Genomic DNA, 17454 nt, shown 5'->3' with positions numbered 1-17454 from the left:
CTCTCTTGGAGAAGATGCCTACCGCCTTTTTTAAGATATCACGTTCAAGCTTTGTTTCTTCCAGTTCTTTGCGAAGTCTCAATAACTCTTCCCTTATTGGATCAGAGGATATTTGTTTTTCCTTGCTAAGTTTACCTTCTTTGTGAAGTTTTCGCCAATTAACGAGACTTTCTTTACAGATCCCAAATTCTTCAGCTACCGAGGATACATTGCCTCGCTGCTCACTTAAAGATACTGCTTGGATCTTAAACTCTAGACTGTAATTTTTTCTGATCTTTTTCATACTCTTAAAGATAAAGAGTATAAGAATTGTGTCCTAACAAAGTTAGCAACTCCACCATCCCTTGTATCCAGAATGATTACATTTTCATTATTCGCCTTAGCTTCAAATTCCTCTGCCGAAAGGGGTGACATTCCGCGGCTAAAAACATTCTCAAAACTTTCATACCCCGCTCGATTCATAACCGCATTCATTTCAAAATAGCCTGGCGGAGGAGAAAGACCATCAAGTACTGCCGAAATAAATGATTCCTCGTTTAGCTGATTGAGGGCATAATTTACCTTTTTCTGGTTACCCAAAGTATCCGAAGTTTCTTTCATCATTTTTTTCCCACATAGCGAGCCCTCTCCATGACCGGGATAAACAATAATTTCATCTGCAAGTGGTAAAATTTTATGATATATACTTTTATAGAGAACTCCAGCCAATTCTTCCTTAGTCATATGGGCTGCTTTCTGAGCCAAATCGGGTCTTCCAACATCTCCCAGAAACAGGGTATCACCACTGAATAAAGCGGTTTCCTTACCTTCTTCATCAATGAGCAGAAAACATGAGCTTTCCATAGTATGTCCGGGCGTATGAATCACTTTTATGGTGACATCCCCTAATTTAAAAATCTCATTATCTTCTGCCACGTGGGCTGCAAAATCGGGTCTAGCAGTTGGCCCATACACGATAGATGCTGAAGTTTCATTAGCCAGATCCAGATGTCCGCTTACAAAATCAGCATGAAAATGCGTTTCAAAAATATATTTGAGCTTTACTCCGTCATTTTTCAATCTTTCCAGATAGGGAACTGTTTCACGCAACGGATCAATAATAGCAGCCTCTCCTTTCGAAGTGATATAATAGGCCCCATGAGCCAGACAACTTGTATAAATTTGTTCTACTTTCATTCTTTCAGATATTTAATGTTTCAAAAAAGCAATTTTTCATCTCGTCTAGTACACCTGCACCAGACAATACATAATATCAAAATAAAATCCTATTTATTTTAATTAAATAACTATATTTTTTTGTTTTTATAAAATTATCACTAATATTTTAATATTTTATTGAATTAATGATAAATATCATAATGACAATTATCACCAATAATCATGATTGATGATTTCTAAAACATTTGGAAATTTGAGTATCTCTAAATGTTTATATCATGAAAAAAATCGTATTGATGAGTGCACTTGCTATTGCAGGATTATTCAGTGCACAGGAAAAAAACCCAGGATTAAAAGGTACTTGGTTTGCAACTGCCCAGATGGGATATCAAAGTACAAAAGATGGGACTGAAAACGGAAAATCATCCAGTACAACAATTTTACCTGTCGTTGGATATTTCATCGCTCCATCCACAGCTCTTGGAGTCGCTGTAGGAAATATCGGAGTTAAATCAGAAAATCAGCTCGGATCTGATGTAACCCTGAAAACCAACCTGCTTGTTATAGAGCCACTAGCAAGGAAATACTGGAATATTCATGGAGGCTTATTCTTTTTTGGGCAGCTAGCAGTTCCCATGATTACTGGAAAGACAAAAGTTACCGCTAATGGAGAATCTGTAGCTGACAGTGATATCAAGATCAGCCAATTCGGGCTGGCTCTGTCCGGAGGTCTGGATTATGTAATGACAAAACACTTCACCGTAGAATTTTCCTACAACCTGGCAAATCTATCCTTCACCACAATTAAAAATTATCCCGGTACAACAAAGGATATTAAAACCACAGATTTTGCATTGGCGCATGTTGCTACAGTTACACCTCAATACAATGCCGCCATATTTGGTCCATCGGGGACTGCCATTGCTCCATTATCGTTTGGATTCAAATTTTTATTCTAGCTATAAAAAACTTACAAATATTTTCGATTATAATAAAATATGGCTTTTTCATAGAGCAGTTATTTGATGTAAGCTTAATCCCCAATTTATGAAGGATTACATATATTAAACACCAATTGGTAAAAAAACTTTGCAACTACAAGAAACTTAATGCTAGGTTTTGAATAGCCAGTTCTTATTTAATTTGGCTTAAACGAATTAAATTATCGATAAAAGTGTTTGTGTAGACGTGCGTAAACGTTACATGAGAGGATTATTAATTTCTAAAATTCTTTCCAAATCTTCCACCAAATGTTTTGATATTTCTTCGGTTATGGGTACAAAAAGCACTGTTAATCAATTGATTTTCAGTGCTTTTATTTTTATCACTCCCAACTTTCTTCCCGACTTCATTTTTTTAATCATTTTGAATCTATCTTAATCTAATGGAATCTAAGATTTAAAATAATGCCCGTTACTTTCAAAATAATCAAACATTATGCTGCTTGCGGTTGCTTCCCAATCGATCACAACCCAATTAGGAATATTAAACGCATCATCTTCATACAAGCATTGGACAAAATCTTCATCCGAATTAAATTCACCGTAATAAAAATTGTTTACATATTCATACAAGCTTTGAAAATCCATTTTTCCTAAACAATCTAAACATGCTTCGTAAACTTCTATATCATGTCCAGAATCATCTATCTGTTGTACTATTTCGTAAATCTCAGGCGATAGATGACACTCACTAATCAATCCGAGTTTTTCAAACAGTTCTTACCCCTCAAAATCTTGATACATGAACTCACAATCATGTTCATCTTATGTAGTTGTCGCATTGCTTCCAGTAGCTCGTCATAATCCGAATAATCTCCGAGATTAACCATTTGCCGTAAAGGCTTGAATTGTTGTACTTAGCGTACGTTGATACATAAATACTAGCAGTATCAAGACAATTTCGTAAATTTGTCATGTTGATAAGTTTTAAGCGTGATTTAAAATTTATTGATTTCGCCTAGCAGTACGCCAATACTTCTAGGCATTTTCAGGGCTATTGGGATCAGCAACTTTTTCTCTGACAGCGTTGTAGACTTTATTGCACATAATGAGGTTGTCCCGGCGCTGAACCTGATCGAGATCAATCCTTTCTATCAAAAGAGCTGCTGAGCATGAACTGTTAAAGAAAAATAATATCGCTACGCAATCCTGGGCATCTTTTGCTGAGGGAAAAAATGACATTTTCAGCAATGAGATATTGACCCATATTGGCCAGAAGTACGGTAAATCGGTCGCGCAGGTTACCCTGCGCTGGCTCATACAGCAAGGCATTGGTGTGATCCCGAAATCGGTGCGTGAGGAACGCCTGATCGAAAACTTCAATATCTGGGATTTCGAATTGCGCCAGGAAGATTTGGATGCGATCGCGACACTGGACACCGGAAAAAGCATTTTCTTTGACCATCGCGATCCGGAAACCGCAGAATGGCTGACTAAATTGACCTTTTAAGTATTTTGGTAGACGGATAAGCGATGATCCGTGCCACCTTATAATTATAGTATGTAGAAAAGTGATAGTCAATTTCAAAAACATAGCTACTGAGTCCTGAATTAAACTTAATCTTTCCCAGTTCAAAAAATTCATGGTCGAGGTCGGTGCGCAAAAGCCAAAAAGTAACACTAGTTACCCGGATGATCAATACCGTAAAGTTGATAGGCTTCATAAGCAACTTCTGCTCCCGTAAGGTCTCCGATATTTTCTCCGAGTGTCTGTTTTCCATTTATATGGATTCCATCTAAGGGTGAAAAAGAATCATACTGGTCTAGTTTCTATTTAAATTATAACTCTTTTTCTTAGATGCAAAAACTTCTGATATCAATACTATAAATTGTACTGAGACATAAAATTGACAAACAAAGCCATATATGGCGAAAAGCAACATAAAATTATGATTATACCGAACTATTGATAAATTACAATCATAAAAACTCTAAAATGCAGGGCGAAGACGATTTAAGAGGGTTAGCTAAAATAATGGCCTTTATGAGAGCTGTAAGCATTATCCTTGTGCTGATGCATCTGTATTGGTTTTGCTACGGATTTTTTGAACAGCGTTCCTGGACACTGGAACTTATTAACAACATACTGTTGAAGTTCAACAAAACTTCAGGTTTATTTATACATACAATAAATACTAAGCTGTTCATTGTGCTATTCTTAGGCCTGAGTTGCCTTGGAACCAGAGGAACAAAGAACGAAAAGATCATATGGCAGAGGATCAGTATTGCAGCCTCATTAGGCTTCATACTCTTTTTTTTTAATGAGCCGATCTTAGAGCTTTCTTTTGAAAACGCATATTTTCTTTATATTTTGTCAACAGGCCTGGGTTACCTGTTGTTACTATTGGCGGGTGTCTGGATAAGCCGTATACTCAAGAACAATCTGATGAATGATGTCTTTAACAGTGAAAACGAAAGCTTTCAGCAGGAAACAAAACTTCTTTATAATGAATATTCAGTCAATCTTCCTACGAAGTTTTATTATCGGGGCAAATGGAATGACGGCTGGATCAACGTTGTAAAGATTTGATTTCAAGGATCATTTCGGTATATCGGGTTCCGGGCATTTCGATATCTAAAATAACAATATCAAATTTGTAAGCCTCTAAGTAATTTTTACTTCGCTATAAGTTCCCGCCTGTTCAACAATACATTCATTACTATAATAATGATAGAATCAGGATTAATTAAAAGGAAAGAGCCCTGTACAATACAGAGCTCTTTCTTATCAAAAGATTATTCAATTTTGTCTAAACTTTTGGGTGCAGGCTAATTTAAGATTGGCCGTTTTCTAATGATTAATAACATACTTAATTCAAGATGGTTTGCTGTTATTTGATTATGAACTTTTCCTGATATTTATTTGTCTGGCTGATAAAAAATGCTGTATATACTCCCTTAGGAATATTTAATAGTATTTTTTCTTCAGAACTTAAATTTGATTTTTCCGCTACTATTTTTCCTGACATATCATATATAATGACATTCGAATGAATCCACTTTTGAGGTACCTTCATTGATAAAGGTGTTCCCTGTGGTACAGGGTTCGGAACAATTATACGGTGTTCATCTTTTATCTTATCATTATCAGCAACAGAAAGTGATGAGTTTTGGGACAATACAAACTGGCTGAAAGAATCAACATTTAGACCATTACTAAACATAACTTTTGTATTAAGGCCACTTCCTGAAACGTTATCAGCATTGTCAATACTGTTACCCCAAGTGTTTCCAAAGCCATTGCTTTCTCTTTTAAACAATTTATAAGTAGAGGCTGTTAAATAATTGCTAAAATCAGCATTTTTATAAAATGATAATGATGTAAGCGGTGTAAAGTTCTTATTAAGCCCATAATTATTAACAATTGTGTAAAATCCAAAATTAATATTGTTATCTGGCAGTGTATCCGGATTTATTGTTCCTCTTGAAACCCAGACGTCCCCATCCGGATATGTTCCGGGAGAAAACTCCATAGAAACCCCTGCAGTCGTAAAGTCTTTTAATCCGGGAGAGTTTACATTAATTTTTTCACTTACCCCTTCAAAAACAGGAGCATTGGATTCTTGTCTTGTCCAGTTAGGCCCCTCAATTGTAGCATAGGTATTTGAATTATTCTTGTTCGTTACAATACTGCCTCCTATTTCATTGAATTGCAGGTAATATACCAATCCATTTAAAATAGGATCCCCGGCAATACTTTTTGTAAGATGCCTCCATTTTCTCACCTCGTCAATTGATAATGGCCTATCCCACACTGCTACCTCATCTATTTCCGATATGAGATTTTTCGATACTAATAAAGAATTAAAAATTTCAGAGGAGGATGGGCTAAAAGTAGTTTCTTTACCATTCAAATACATTTTGACATTAGCATTACTACTTACTAAAGCAATATGTATCCATTCGCCACCAAAAACTGTCGATATTAAACCTCCTGTTGTAGGAAAAATAAAATAAGAATTCCCATTCTTTAACAAAGCTAATCTTAAATCTGTCCCTGGAATATCAAAAAGAGTCTTTATAGGATCATTACTATTAGTATTATTGCCAAGTTTAACCCAACAAGAGAAAGTAAATGAGTTTTTATGAATGTTAAGGTCCTTCATCTTAATGAAAGTATTCTCCCCTGTTATGCTTATACTTTTACCAGGCACTTTATCCGGCTGGCTAGATCCACATTGATTATTTACTTCTATAAAATTTGCCAGGGTCTGCGTGCTGGTACCATATTGATCGGTAACTGTTAATGTAACAGGATAGAATCCATTAGCGGCATTTTCGTATGATACCTCCGGGTTTTCCAAATTGGATGAAGATGGCGTTCCTCCGGGAAAGCTCCATTGCCATGTCGCACTTGCATTACGGACTACGGAATAATCTTTAAAGTGAAGCTTTTCGAAAGTGCACATGAACTTGTTTTTATCAACAGAAATCTGGGCATTAGGAGGGCTGATCTCGTACAATTCATGCTCAAACGCTCCTCTCGAAGTTCCTATTTTTAATTTATTTTCATTATAATTTATATGCATAAATCGGATATCACACATTGGCAGGCCATTGCCCAACATAACCCAATTATTCATACTGTTATTTCTATAAAATACTCCTGCTTTATTACCTACGTATACCCCACCATTTGAACCTCTTTGAAAAATAATTTTTGTAATAGGAGAAGAAGTTAACATATTAGACGTAATATTTGTCCAGGTAGCACCGCCATCATTCGACTTTAAAACCTTACACACAGATTGTACTCCGCTATACGTTACCCAAATTTCGTTAGGATTTTCATCTCCAATAGCTATATCAGAAATATTGGTTTGCCCAGAAGTTGCAACTGTACTGGGAGTAATATTCGCCCAGGAAACTCCGCCATCTGTTGTTTTCCAGAGCTTATTATCTGATAAGCCTTCTACCACACACATCACATCTGGATTTTTAACAGATATTTTCTCTCTAAAAACTTGATTTGCAAATGTTTTCACAATACTAATACTTGCACCATTATCTTCTGTTTTGATCAAAGAATTTTTCCAGGTACTCAAATTAGGATTACCATGTGGATATTGCCCTGCGTGATGAGTGATTAATGTATAATATTTATTAGGATGAAACTCCATTTGATTAAAATAACTATATATTCCACCATTATCTAAATAATTTTGCTCTTCAATAAGTGCCTGGGGACCCGTTCTAAAATATCTATAATTACTATAACCGTTACTATAAAGATATCTATCATCTAACGGATTTACATCAGTATTACCTTGGTCTGCTCCGGTACCATTGTACCAATCAAAACCATTATAGGTTTCTTTTATCATGACAGGCCCGTGATTATTTCCAGAAGCTACCAGGCCCGTTTTAAATGCACTTCCAAATCCCCATAGTTCATGATTACTAATACTGTTCGTCAAAGTTGTAAAAGTATCACCTAGATCGGTGGAAAATACAGCCTCTCCATCACTCCCTAATATTAGCTTATTATTTATCAGGTCAATCGTTCTAAGATCGGAATGACAATTTGCCGCAGCAAGAACAAAAGATGCGCCATTATCGGTAGAAAAATGTATTCTTTTATTTCCGTAGCTGCCATATATAATTACATTCTCATTTGTGCGATCCATTTGGATATCTCCATGGTGCAAAACAGGGTCATGAGAATAGGGATCTCCTATTCCGGAAACCATATTAATCCTTGAAAGCTCTAATGTTCCTGTCTGCTTATTAAATTTATACATCTGAACTGCTTTATGGGCGTAAGCGTCAGTGCCTGTACCTACAGCTACATAAAATGAGTTTGCATTATTAGTAGGAAGAAATACTTTTGTCCACCCAATGGTCTGACCGTTCGCAGAAGCATCTAAAGTCGTCGAGTTCAGTTGAGAAAAACTTGCTCCTTGATCTGTAGATTTAAAAACAGTAAAAACATTATCATTGGATGTACTTGCAAAGTAAACCGAACTACTATCATTGGGATCCCATTCCAGACATTCGCTATGTAACGACGAGTCCCATATTTGGTAACCAGGAAGACCGGTATATACTACATTCCAAGAGCTTCCTCCATCGGTGGTACGATACAATGAGTCTCCCCAACGAACGACTACAATATCTGCATTTACGGGCGAAACAGCTATGTCATAAGCTTTTCCGGGAAAATTATCTTTCGTCATCGTTGTTGACTGCCAATTTAATCCTCCATCAGTAGATTTCAGAAGCTGATAGTCACTTAATGCATAGACAACCTGCGGATTTGCAAGGCATATATCAATATCATTATATTTAGAATCAGCAAAACCGTTATCAACCAGGCTCCAGCTCGCTCCCCCATCTATAGTGCGCCATAATCCTCCGTTAATAAATGATACAAACATCCTTTGAGGATTGGTAGGATCAATCCTGTTAAGATATACATAGCCTCCATGATTACCTCCTCCGCTATAAGGTGTTTCTGCACTATTGACAGGCCCGATCATCGTCCAGCTTCCAACCTGTGTCTGGGTATTTAAACTTTGGATATTTTTGGTTTTTGACCGGTTTAAGAGTAAAGGCTCAGCAACAACTTTTCCATTTCTATCTAAGTAAAACAGTTTTTTCTTAAGCCAGTCTTCACCTAAGCTCCTTGTTTTGCTCTTTTCCCATGTATGGTTTCCAAAATATTGATCAAATTCCGATCTTATTTTAAAATAATCACCTCCATCTTTCATCTCTGAAAACCATGGCAAAGACTTGTGTGTCATTTCATACTCAAAATCTTCGTCTTCCTCTTGCTCTTTCACTTTAGAATGAAGGTTCTGAGTGTAGTAAAATACTGACATAAATATTGTCAGAAACAATAATTTCTTTTTCATTTGTTAAAATATAAATTAATTAAAATGATAACCTATGGATATCCCAGTAAAAAAATAAGCTTTGCTAGGTCCAGGATTGACATCTGTGGCAACACCAGGAGGATAATTAGAATTAGCATCACCATCATTTACATTATTCCCCAAAAACAAAAAGGTATAATTAATTTGATTGGTGAGATTATTTCCAGCAATGTATCCATCTACATCCCAATTTCCAAAATTGTGCTTATATCCCAATTTTGCATTATATTGATAATAGCCCCTCACTTTATTGGTATTTTCAAAGTCAGTATATACATCTCCAAGATAGTTAAGAGTGTTGATGAAGTAAACTCCAAGTTTCGTGTTAAAGTCTACCCCTACTGACGTCTTTATTTTTGGTACTCCCACCACTTGATTATTATTATAATTCTTCTCCAAATTATTTAGTTTAGTGGTAAAATCTCCATATTTAAAATCATAATAAGAGATATTGAAATAAGGTTCTATTTCATTAATGAAAAAATGATCTGCACTATATTTATAGCCTAAACTTGCCTCAAGTCCTTTGTTTTTTTGATTTCCTGTATTAGACCAGTATGTGTAAGATGTTCCTGTTATAGGATCTCTACCGGATAGTTGAGTCAGCTTATCCTTTATGCTTATCTCAAAAAGCGATACCTTGTAATCAAAATTTGTATTAAATAAAAGACCTTGTGAAGAAAAATCCCACATGCCAGCACTTTCAGGCTTTAATTCGTCATTGGTTTTATTAATAGCAGTAATGAAGGCCGTTGCTGCGGTAGGGGAATTATATCCCTCACTATAGCTTAGGGTAAATATTTGATTTTTATATATTTTTTGTAATGCAATATGGGGCTTATAAACTGTTGAAAAACTTTTATTAAATGATAAATCCTTGTTATATCCGGCTACTAGGCCTGGATAAGCTAGAAGGTCTTCTCTATTATACTCGGTTCTGTTCCCACTAAACCCTGCAAGAAGACTTATAGCAAAAGGTTTATAAGTCAGTCTATCAACCAAAAAGAATGAAAACTGGTTATTTTTATATCTAAAATACGATCCATTACCAATAGGCTGTGTTTCAAGGCCATTGCCTGTAAACCGATAATTGGAAATCAATGCCCGGGAAATTAAATATTCTGCTCCTGCTTCAATATTGTTACTAATCTTTTCGCTTAATTTATTAGTAATGTTGAAAGTGTTTCTAAAGCCATAATTCGGGCTTTGATTGTTTTCCGCTGCGCCCGCAGAAATTCTTTTAGAATCCACCTGTGAATAAAAAATGGAAGCAGAATTGCTTGCGTTTTGCGTAATATTCCATAAATGACTTACTGTGGCCCTGCTTACATCAAAATTATTCCGGGCATTCTTATTAGCATATGCCAAATTTCCGGGGTCGTAGCCCGCGTAATAATCCTCGTAAGAAATTTGCCCTGTAACCCCTTCCTTAGAATTAGTATGATTAGCATAGATCATAAGCTTCTGGTTGGGATTAATTTTAAAAGTTCCCAAAAATGAATAACTATTCTTTAAGCTGCTGCCTCTAGGCCTGTAGCCATCACTTTGGATATGTCCATAGTTAAACATGAGGGAAGAAGTATCTGTAACCGCATCTACTCTGGTTGCAGATTGCAAAAGGTTGAATGATCCTGCAATAAGTTTTTGTGAGAACTGCAATCCTTTTTTCTGGGGTGGCCTTATATAGAATCTTGCTACCCCACCTATTCCTCCACCATATAAAGTAGCGGCGGGACCTTTAATAACCTCAGCTTGGTTTATTAATGAAAAATCAATGTCTTCTAAAATTGTTACGCCATCTGCATTTGTTATGGGTGTAGAATTAAGATAACTTTTGATGCCCCAGTTATTGAATTTTTGGTCATTGCCATAACCTCTGATAACAATCCTTTGTCCTCCTAACTGAGTCCTTTTATCAACCTGAACCCCGGCTAAGGTTCCTAGGCTTTGTTCAATAAAATTTGAATTATTTCTATTCAATTCTTTTTCACCAAGCACCTCTACGCTTTGAGCATGTCTTATAGTCTCTGCTTTCTCATTTTCTGATTTCTTTCGTCCCGAAATTGTAATTGTGTCAAGTTTTATTATTTGTGATTGCAAAGTACAAGAAGCCAAAACTATTATAGGTAATAGCTTTTTTTTCATATTAAAGGTTTTATAAAAATATATGTCTTCATATTTATAAACATCAGATTTTTAAAGTTGTAATTGTTTTGAAATAAAATTTATATACATTCTTAATTGATTAGAATTTGATATTCTTTGTTAAATTTTCCTAAAAAACCGGATACCTTCATATTGAATATCATTCATTCCAAGTATTGAGAAAACATTTGGAAAAACTGCGTATCCTAAAGAAACTTTAGAAACAGAATTGTTTGATTTAAATAATGAACTGACTTGTTATTATTTAGTTTATTATTTGTCAGACTTTCTCTACCGCAATATGTTAATTATAATGTCACCCTTAATGATAAAAGAGGGACATGATAATAAATGTAATCTTAGTTCTTAACTATTTTTTTATTAACTTTTTGATGTTCTGTTTCTACAGATACTGTGTAAGTTCCTGTTGTAAGGGAAGAAATATTTACATCCTGTTCAGTCCCTTTTAATGATGATCCCATTATCTCTCTTCCTGATTGATCGTATATCTTGTATGATCTTAAATTTTCTTTAGTGGAAATAGTAAAATGATCCTTTGCGGGATTTGGATAAATGTTTACCAGATTATCTTTGGCTTTCACATTTACATCATCTGTTCCTAGAACAATGCTTGACTCACAAAAATATAAAAATGATCCTCCTCCGGCACCCAGACCTGTGACTGTTAATTGAGTATAGGGGCTTGCAGCATGTGCTGTAAAAAATCCAATACCTTTGCCAAAAGGAAAAATAGGCATATAAGAAATTGAATTAGAGGAGAACATTACTTCTGGGCAAAAAAAAGTTGGCAAAAGTGATATAGTTCCATTATTAGGCGTGAAAGAAATATTTTCATTTGGTGAAAGATAGGTATAGAATACAATGTCATTAACAGGTTGATCAAAGTTCACGGTTAAAGACCATGGTCCGTTTGCACCTATATGAATGACATCTAAAAGGTCAACACCAGTTCCAGTACAGTCATATATATTGACCGAACTTTCAAAAGTACACCCCGAAGAAGATGTCGTGACCTGTATCCCATTGACCGTTGTTATTCCATTAGCAGGTATATTTGCAAATGTGCATGTCTGCGCCTCAAAAAAAGTACTCAATGATAATACACAAACAACCGAAAAAATAAATTTTCTCATTTTTTAATGATTTAATATTGTTTAATCAAGACTTATCTTACATAGTGTCCCCCTTAATGATAAAGAGGGACATGATAATAAATGTAATCTTAGTTCTTTATTATTTTTTTATTAACTTTTTGATGTTCTGTTTCTACAGATACTGTGTAAGTTCCTGTTGTAAGGGAAGAAATATTTACTTCCTGTTCTGTCCCTTTTAATGATGATCCCATTATCTCTCTTCCTGATTGATCGTAGATCTTGTATGATCTTAAATTTTCTTTAGTAGAAATAGTAAAATGATCCTTTGCGGGATTTGGATAAATGCTTACCAGATTATCTTTGGCTTTCACATTTACATCATCTGTTCCTAAAACAATGCTTGATTCACAAAATTGTAATAATGATCCTCCTCCGGCACCCGGATCTGTAAATGTTAATTGAGTATAGGGGCTTGCAGCATGTGCTGTAAAACACCCATTCCCCGAGTAGCCAAAAGGTGATGGAGGCCCAAAAGAAATTGAATTAGATGATACTGTTAATTGGCAGGAAAAAAATGGCAAAAGTGATATAGCTCCACTATTAGAAGTTAAAGAAATGCTTTCATTTGGTGAAGCATAGATAAAAAATCCGATGTCATTAACAGGTTGATCAAAGTTCAGGGTAAAAGTCCCTTGTCCGTTTGCACCTACACGTATGACATCTAGAATATTAATATTACTTTGATTAATACAGTCATTAAAATTAACCACATTTTCAAAAGTACACCCTGAAGAAGATGTCGTTACCTGTATCCCATTGACCGTTGTTACACCATTAACAGGTATATTTGCCACTCCTGCGCATGTCTGCGCCTGAAAAAAAGTACTCAATGATAACGTACAAATAGCCGAAAAAATAAATTTTCTCATTTTTTTTAAGATTTTTAATATTGTTTTTTTTTGATTTTTTGTTTATAAAGGACAAAATATTACCCGGTTTATTATTAAAAATATTGCTGGGTTTACCAGCAATATTTACTTAATTATTTATGTTTGTAGAACCACTATTTCCCATTAAATGTTGTAGAAAGAGTGCAAGTTGCTCCTCCAATATTTAACTCCCAAGATGAATACAAATTGTTATTATGAGCAGGAATAGTTCCGCTTATAGATAAATCCAGGGTTCCATTTCCATTAGCAAAAATTCCTTGTTGTAAGATCAAACTAATACCGCCCAACTGTCCTGGAAGAGGAGAAGAAGAAACATATTGTGCGCTATATGGCTGTCCATTACCTCCACTATATGGTATCTTAATAGCGAAAGAATATGTTCCTCCATTATAAGTACCCATGAGGCCATTAGGAGGCGCTATTGGTGTTGGATATCCTCCTGGAACCGGGAGGTAATATGCTTCTCCACACTTTAATGTTGGTAGTAGCGGTTTTGGAGCATTTACTTGTATAGAAACAGTACATGACTGCCCGAAAATGTTTATCGTAAAATTAGCTGTACCCGATGATGATGGTGTTCCTGAAACTGTAAAAGTTAAATTACCTGATCCATTTGCCAAGCTTCCAGAACTTAATTTGGCTGTAAGACCCTGCACTCCATAAGAATAAAATTCTTGAGGATCATAACCTATGCCATTTCCCCCTTGATATGGTATGGTAAAACCACCACTACTAAATGTTCCAGAAGTGAAAGTACCAGAGGTAGCTACATTTCCGCAAAGAAACTGGGTAACCTTAGGTTGAGAAGAGGCTACATTTACACTAAATGTGCAGTTTTTTCCTGCAAAACTAACCGGAAAACTTGCAGTACCTGATTGTGAAGGGGTTCCCGTAATGGTAAAGAATAAATTTCCTGTTCCATTAAGTAACGTACCCGACTGAAGAGTTGCCGTTAAACCTTGAACTCCTTGTGACGATACAGGTGATTGAGAATTATAAAATACCCCATTACCACCTGTGTAAGGTAAAGCGTAGGTTAAATTAACCGGCTGCCCTTCTAAAATGTTCCCATTTAAATATCCACTACCACATAACAGAGAGGTAATAGATGGCCCAGAAGGTGTGTTTTTCGTCACATTTATATTATATGAACATGTTTTATCTCCAATATTAATATTAAAAGTAGCTGTTCCTGATGCTGAAGGTGTTCCCGTAATTGTATAATTTAAAGTTCCAGATCCGTTAGAAATTGTATTTCCAGGATTCAATTGTGCAATAAGACCTGAAGCGGAAGGTATAAATTGTGGAGCGGTAATATTTGTATTTCCTCCTGTATATGACAGCTGAAAACTACCTGGACCGGAAAATGAACTTACTCCATATGTAGTATTTGATCCTGCAATAATATTGCCACAATTTAACGTAAATTGCTGAGGAGTGGTGTCATCACAAGGAGTAATATCCTTCCATGAACTTTTTGCATATCCTTTAAAACAACGTTGATCATTCGCATAAACAATCATACCTTCAACAGGAGAAGTAATAACAGATGTATTTGCCACGCGATTGGTAAGTAAAGCCTTATCAGGAGCACTTAAATCCAGACTGGCCTGTACATTTGGTGTTGTAGTCCCAACTCCCACACTTCCTTTACTACTAAGAACCATACCTGGTGCTCCATCAGGTGCAGAAGAAGAATGGAACTGTAGTAAGCCCGGACTCACCCCTAAACCATAAAAGTCTATTCCTGCTGCATTATTGAACACAGCGAGTTTCTTGGCGTTAACATCTGTTGCTGAGCTTCCTGCAGTTGGTCCAAGGTCTAACCTGTTTTTTGGTGTTGATGTCCCAATTCCCACATTACCGTTGGCTAATACACTTACCTTTTGATCTTTTGCCTGGCTTATTGAAAAAATACTGTTGGTTCCCACAGGTTCATTGGACTGTACCTCTATCGCCCCTTTTTCCACATACAAACGCGGGTTGGTTGGAGTATTACCTCCATTAATATACAAGGTATTATTTCCTGTAGCACTCGTAATATTAACACCTCCTAAAACATCCAGCTTTGCAGCAGGTGAGGTTGTGCCTATACCTACATTACCGGAAGAAGTTACTCTTAGCCTTTCCTGGTTGTTTGTTTTAGCTATAAAGTCTATGGCATCGGTAGTTCCTATGAAATTCGTTCCCGGATTAGTTCCGCTGTTGCCTAGCAACTTCCAGGCATTATCAGACAAAGGCTTCCACACTCCTGTCGTGACACTTCCTCCAGCTCCATTCGGGTTATAGAAATAATAGAAACCTGGACTAACGTCAGTAGAAACCGAAGGAAGATTATTACCTCCTGTCTTGGTCTTTCCTGTACCGGTATTATAAACAACCATCCCATCAAAATATTTAGGGAAAGTAGTTGCATCTGAGGGAAGGATAAACTCGAATTTGGTTAGATCTGTATCCGAAAAAACAAGCCCCTTTCCTAAATTATTTGTTAAAGAAGGGTCTATAACTGATGCCGAACTAAAAGCTTTACTTACATCTAGGAAAGCATTGCTTCCATTGATAGTATTTCCAACATTTCCATTGGTTTGAATCTGTGCTGACAAACCACATGAGGTAAGAAATAATAAAGTTAAAATTGTATTTTTATTTTTTTTCATGTCTTTTTAAATGTTTCTAGATTAATATTAATATCCTACGATAATCCAACGGCTGCCATCACTCACTACCATTTTACCCTTTCCTATATTAATCTCCTGGGTTCCGATTATCGAGCTGGAAGAGGTTTCTATTTTTAATTGATTTCCCCCTCCAATCTCATTATTTGAGTTATATATAACATAGATTTTTCCTTTATTGAGAGCTGTAGCGGCTGGTAAAGTAATTTTCACATAGGGTAACGCTCTGGTTTCTATCAGGCAGTCATCATCTGAGGCAGTATAGTCTGTGGCTACTATTTTGGCGTTGCCTGTTAAAAAGGAGTTGGTCATACTTTTCCAGATATTGCCATCAAAATAATAGTATCCGGGCCTGGTAATATTGGTTGTTTTTGTACTCACATTGCTTACAGGTGCTTTAGCATACACTATAGTACCCGCCAAATTAGAATCATAGTCGTTATCATGAGTCTTGATATCATCTCCGTTTAAACGTGGGGGAAGTAAACCGGGTGTTTTGCTATCTGCCTTAGCAACAATATCTAAAGTCGCAAGAGGCGTGGTAGTATTTATTCCAACTTGGGAATAAACCAGAGAATTAATAGCCAGAAAGGCTATTACATAATAGTTTTTCATTTTAAAAGTGTTTAATTTTTAATTAATGTTTGAAAATTATCTTGATTGTAAATAATTTAATGTATACTGTTAATTGTTTATATCCATATCAGCTCAAGATTTATATAATAATAACTACAAATCATCGCCTTCAGCCTGTCTATAAAAATTGAGCCATCTCAAAAGATAAAATACTTCTCTGAGAATTTCCTAAATAACAGAAGTCAGAGAGGAATTCAAGAGAAAGGATACTTTTGAGATGGCTCAGTTACCTGATCATTTGTGCTTGTAGAATCATAAAATAATTTTACTTCATTCGCAGTATTTAAAATATTCTGCAGATAGCATACTGCTGATATCTCAAATAATGCGGGTACAAAATTAAAAACTACTACATTCATAAAATGTAAGACTTTTATTATAAAATTGCCTAACTTGTTAACGATCAAATAAAAAAAATACTACAAAACTGTGACAGTTTCATTAATTTTTTGTACTTCCATTTCTGTTCAAAGGAAAACCATATCATTTTTGTTATTATTAAATGTTTCAGCAAGAGAAAACAAAATAAAACCTCTAAAAACAAAACACTATAGAAGAAGTTTGAACTTGCAACTATTTTTGAGACAAAATTTATATACTCTTTATGCTACATTTTTAGATTGATTAGACATTAAATTTTGATACTCTCTTATGGTTAAATTTCCTAAAGCTGAATGCCTTCTCTGGGTGTTGTAAAATGTTTCTATATATTCAAACACAGAGTTTTTGGCGTGGTCTCTAGTTTCATATTTATTTTGATAGACAAGTTCGGTTTTCAGAGTTTTGAAAAAACTCTCCGCTACAGCATTATCATAGCAATTTCCCTTTCCACTCATACTTCGGGTAATATTTTTCCCGACTATTGACGTAAATTCTGTGCACGCATACTGTATCCCTCT

The 17454-nt window shown here is 35.5% G+C and carries 15 protein-coding genes and 2 pseudogenes; 3 read left to right on the top strand and 14 right to left on the bottom strand.

Annotation, left to right across the window (positions count from 1 at the left end; translation table 11 throughout):
• Positions 1–283: transposase (locus H560_RS0119365; RefSeq protein ID WP_027381451.1), on the bottom strand; the 283-nt coding region annotated here is incomplete at its 3' end.
• Positions 284–342: 59 nt separating this feature from the next.
• Positions 343–1176, bottom strand: a pseudogene (locus H560_RS22085) (MBL fold metallo-hydrolase); the annotation flags it as partial.
• Positions 1177–1436: 260 nt separating this feature from the next.
• Between H560_RS22085 and H560_RS0119355 the strand changes: the two are divergent.
• Positions 1437–2117, top strand: coding sequence for an outer membrane beta-barrel protein (locus H560_RS0119355; protein ID WP_027381504.1), 681 nt, complete (start codon positions 1437–1439; stop codon positions 2115–2117).
• A 432-nt stretch (positions 2118–2549) separates the two neighbouring features.
• Here the strand turns inward: H560_RS0119355 and H560_RS23510 are convergent, their stop codons facing one another.
• Entirely contained in the window at positions 2550–2747 is a 198-nt protein-coding gene (locus H560_RS23510; RefSeq protein ID WP_228372511.1) for a hypothetical protein, read from the bottom strand.
• Positions 2748–3137: 390 nt separating this feature from the next.
• A complete protein-coding gene (locus H560_RS23505; protein WP_228372510.1) occupies positions 3138–3341 on the bottom strand; it encodes a hypothetical protein in 204 nt (67 codons plus the stop codon).
• Positions 3342–3357: 16 nt separating this feature from the next.
• Here H560_RS23505 and H560_RS23500 point away from each other — a divergent pair, with 16 nt between their 5' ends.
• Positions 3358–3609 (top strand): aldo/keto reductase, encoded by a 252-nt coding sequence (locus H560_RS23500; RefSeq protein WP_027381503.1) that lies wholly within the window; start codon positions 3358–3360, stop codon positions 3607–3609.
• Here the strand turns inward: H560_RS23500 and H560_RS23715 are convergent.
• Both H560_RS23715 and H560_RS23490 read right to left on the bottom strand, forming a co-directional pair.
• Positions 3593–3823 carry an RteC domain-containing protein gene (locus H560_RS23715; RefSeq protein WP_081414014.1) on the bottom strand — a complete coding sequence of 77 codons (231 nt, stop codon included), beginning with the start codon at positions 3821–3823 and terminating at the stop codon, positions 3593–3595. The two genes, H560_RS23500 and H560_RS23715, sit on opposite strands and share 17 nt — an antisense overlap.
• A complete protein-coding gene (locus tag H560_RS23490; RefSeq protein ID WP_262486305.1) occupies positions 3780–3884 on the bottom strand; it encodes a M13-type metalloendopeptidase in 105 nt (34 codons plus the stop codon). The genes H560_RS23715 and H560_RS23490 overlap by 44 nt, the downstream gene beginning before the upstream one ends.
• Positions 3885–4095: 211 nt before the next feature.
• Between H560_RS23490 and H560_RS0119330 the strand changes: the two are divergent.
• Positions 4096–4680, top strand: a pseudogene (locus H560_RS0119330) (YWFCY domain-containing protein); the annotation flags it as partial.
• A 310-nt stretch (positions 4681–4990) separates the two neighbouring features.
• On the opposite strand, the gene H560_RS0119325 reads toward H560_RS0119330, so the two are convergent.
• The 8 genes from H560_RS0119325 to H560_RS0119285 all read right to left on the bottom strand — a co-directional run.
• A complete protein-coding gene (locus H560_RS0119325; protein ID WP_027381500.1) occupies positions 4991–9013 on the bottom strand; it encodes a LamG-like jellyroll fold domain-containing protein in 4023 nt (1340 codons plus the stop codon).
• 15 nt (positions 9014–9028) lie between these two features.
• Positions 9029–11179, bottom strand: a complete 2151-nt coding sequence (locus H560_RS0119320; RefSeq protein WP_034753342.1) for a TonB-dependent receptor — start codon at positions 11177–11179, stop codon at positions 9029–9031.
• 359 nt (positions 11180–11538) lie between these two features.
• Positions 11539–12333: a T9SS type A sorting domain-containing protein gene (locus H560_RS22825; protein ID WP_081414012.1), complete on the bottom strand. Its 795-nt coding sequence runs from the start codon at positions 12331–12333 to the stop codon at positions 11539–11541.
• Between the two features lie 89 nt (positions 12334–12422).
• Positions 12423–13223 (bottom strand): T9SS type A sorting domain-containing protein, encoded by an 801-nt coding sequence (locus H560_RS0119305; RefSeq protein ID WP_081414011.1) that lies wholly within the window; start codon positions 13221–13223, stop codon positions 12423–12425.
• 134 nt (positions 13224–13357) lie between these two features.
• Positions 13358–15847: a hypothetical protein gene (locus tag H560_RS22605; protein ID WP_155845053.1), complete on the bottom strand. Its 2490-nt coding sequence runs from the start codon at positions 15845–15847 to the stop codon at positions 13358–13360.
• An 81-nt stretch (positions 15848–15928) separates the two neighbouring features.
• A complete protein-coding gene (locus H560_RS0119295; RefSeq protein WP_027381495.1) occupies positions 15929–16534 on the bottom strand; it encodes a hypothetical protein in 606 nt (201 codons plus the stop codon).
• Positions 16535–16749: 215 nt separating this feature from the next.
• Complete coding sequence (locus tag H560_RS23060) at positions 16750–16914, bottom strand: hypothetical protein (protein ID WP_155845052.1); 165 nt, start codon at positions 16912–16914, stop codon at positions 16750–16752.
• A 243-nt stretch (positions 16915–17157) separates the two neighbouring features.
• Positions 17158–17454 (bottom strand): IS3 family transposase (locus tag H560_RS0119285; RefSeq protein ID WP_027381494.1); only part of this gene is annotated, 297 nt, incomplete at its 5' end.

It is taken from the genome of Chryseobacterium daeguense DSM 19388 (assembly GCF_000430825.1).
GTDB classification, from domain to species: Bacteria; Bacteroidota; Bacteroidia; order Flavobacteriales; family Weeksellaceae; genus Chryseobacterium; species Chryseobacterium daeguense.
The sequence above is the reverse complement of the archived record's forward strand: the minus strand, read 5'-3'. Positions and strand labels throughout refer to the sequence as shown.

What these genes read in the sequence shown, in the direction of transcription:
- H560_RS23510 (WP_228372511.1), bottom strand. Translation starts at nt 2,747, where the DNA reads ATGGATTTTCAAAGCTTGTATGAATATGTAAACAATTTTTATTACGGT.
- H560_RS0119295 (WP_027381495.1), bottom strand. Translation starts at nt 16,534, where the DNA reads ATGAAAAACTATTATGTAATAGCCTTTCTGGCTATTAATTCTCTGGTT.
- H560_RS23505 (WP_228372510.1), bottom strand. Translation starts at nt 3,341, where the DNA reads ATGTCATTTTTTCCCTCAGCAAAAGATGCCCAGGATTGCGTAGCGATA.
- H560_RS0119320 (WP_034753342.1), bottom strand. Translation starts at nt 11,179, where the DNA reads ATGAAAAAAAAGCTATTACCTATAATAGTTTTGGCTTCTTGTACTTTG.
- H560_RS0119355 (WP_027381504.1), top strand. Translation starts at nt 1,437, where the DNA reads ATGAAAAAAATCGTATTGATGAGTGCACTTGCTATTGCAGGATTATTC.
- H560_RS0119305 (WP_081414011.1), bottom strand. Translation starts at nt 13,223, where the DNA reads ATGAGAAAATTTATTTTTTCGGCTATTTGTACGTTATCATTGAGTACT.
- H560_RS0119325 (WP_027381500.1), bottom strand. Translation starts at nt 9,013, where the DNA reads ATGAAAAAGAAATTATTGTTTCTGACAATATTTATGTCAGTATTTTAC.
- H560_RS23060 (WP_155845052.1), bottom strand. Translation starts at nt 16,914, where the DNA reads ATGAATGTAGTAGTTTTTAATTTTGTACCCGCATTATTTGAGATATCA.
- H560_RS22825 (WP_081414012.1), bottom strand. Translation starts at nt 12,333, where the DNA reads ATGAGAAAATTTATTTTTTCGGTTGTTTGTGTATTATCATTGAGTACT.
- H560_RS23715 (WP_081414014.1), bottom strand. Translation starts at nt 3,823, where the DNA reads ATGAAGCCTATCAACTTTACGGTATTGATCATCCGGGTAACTAGTGTT.